The 1,413-nt window shown below is 43.5% G+C and carries 1 protein-coding gene; it reads right to left on the bottom strand.

Annotation, left to right across the window (positions count from 1 at the left end):
• A partial coding sequence (locus tag IG82_RS06680; protein ID WP_216476149.1) for a hypothetical protein occupies positions 1-1,380 on the bottom strand: 1,380 nt, incomplete at its 3' end.
• Between the last annotated feature and the right edge of the window lie 33 nt (positions 1,381-1,413).

Below are 1,413 nucleotides of genomic sequence, written 5' to 3'. Positions count from 1 at the left end.
ATAACCCGCATTGATCAACGCTTTTCGCGTAAACTCGTTATCAAAAACATTGAGCCGATCCAAAAGGTCTCGATCTGAACCCCCTGCTTGTACTGTTGAACGTATCAAATCTTTGACGTTATCATTCATAGTACCATCTGTATGGGGATCATAATTCGTGAAAGCACCCATTACACCATTATAAGAAACACCTGAATTCATAAAGGTATAGGCCTCCTGCAAATCTTTTTTGACAGCCTGCATGTGCGATTGCCACGTATTATGTGATGTGAAGAAGGCGGTTAAGGCCGTTTCATCATCCATGCATAGTGTCCTGGCCACCAAGGAAGGCGTGATATTATTAAAAAGACCATGGCAATAATTTTGCCTCGACACCGCAGCCCCTGTGGACAAAACACGATTGACAAGACGAGAGACATTCAAACCAATCTCAACAGATTCAATGGATCCCGCATACAACGCAGCCAACAAAGCGCTTTTTTGGCCATAATCCATGCCATTGACAATCTGAGTCAGAATCTGCTGTTGTGGTAATGGACTACCTGTCCCCACACCTGGTAAAGCATCTTTTATATCTGATGCAGACCCTCTATCACAAAAAACCTCTATAGCCCTTAGGTCACCTTGCATGGCCCTGATGACAGCTGCTTGATAGTTGTCTTCGCCCAAATCCATCAAAACACCCTCCTGATAACCCATGTCTGGCATCTTATGGATAAGTGAGCGTTTAAAGTTATATAACATTAAACTGACCAGGGCTTTTTCATAATCAGCCTGACCTTCCATTTTAAGGCATAGAGAAATCGCATGAAGCTCTTCCATACCCAAAGCCGCATTATCTGCGCAGGTGGTGGTGTGATCTTTCAAAAGGTTCCATACTTGATCTTTCAGATCATCGGACAAAGGGTTGACCCGATCATTCATCCTTTGGAAAAGATAATGTAAGCTGGCCAGAAGAGGTTTGCCAACGTCATCTGTAAATTGTTCCATGCATGGGGTACCCATTCCGTTCCCATTAATGGTCACATTAAACAAGTCAAGACAGTGAGAGCGTTGACCTATAGTACCTCCAAGGTATGCATGTTGACAAAAAACTTCATGCTGTGCTCTATCACTGTCATTTCTTTTAAGGGTATTCAATTGATATCTGAGAGCATTTTTTAATTCTTGTAATGTACTTTGTTGGCCATCAAATTGACGCGCCCAGAGAGTTACGTGTGGGTCTTGCAAGATGTGTGTCATATGCACGCGGTAACCATCTGATGAGGCCTGCTGCTGAGGACGGCGCTCACCATACACGCGCTTGATGGCATTTTTTAACGCATTTTCTCTGTTACCATCAAAGTTATCTGCAACCGGCAAATGAGACCAGCTCTGCAAAATTCTTGCAGTTTGTTGCACAAGGTTTGGTTG

The organism is Candidatus Hepatobacter penaei, assembly GCF_000742475.1.
Taxonomy (GTDB): domain Bacteria; phylum Pseudomonadota; class Alphaproteobacteria; order Holosporales; family Hepatobacteraceae; genus Hepatobacter; species Hepatobacter penaei.
The sequence above is the reverse complement of the archived record's forward strand: the minus strand, read 5'-3'. Positions and strand labels throughout refer to the sequence as shown.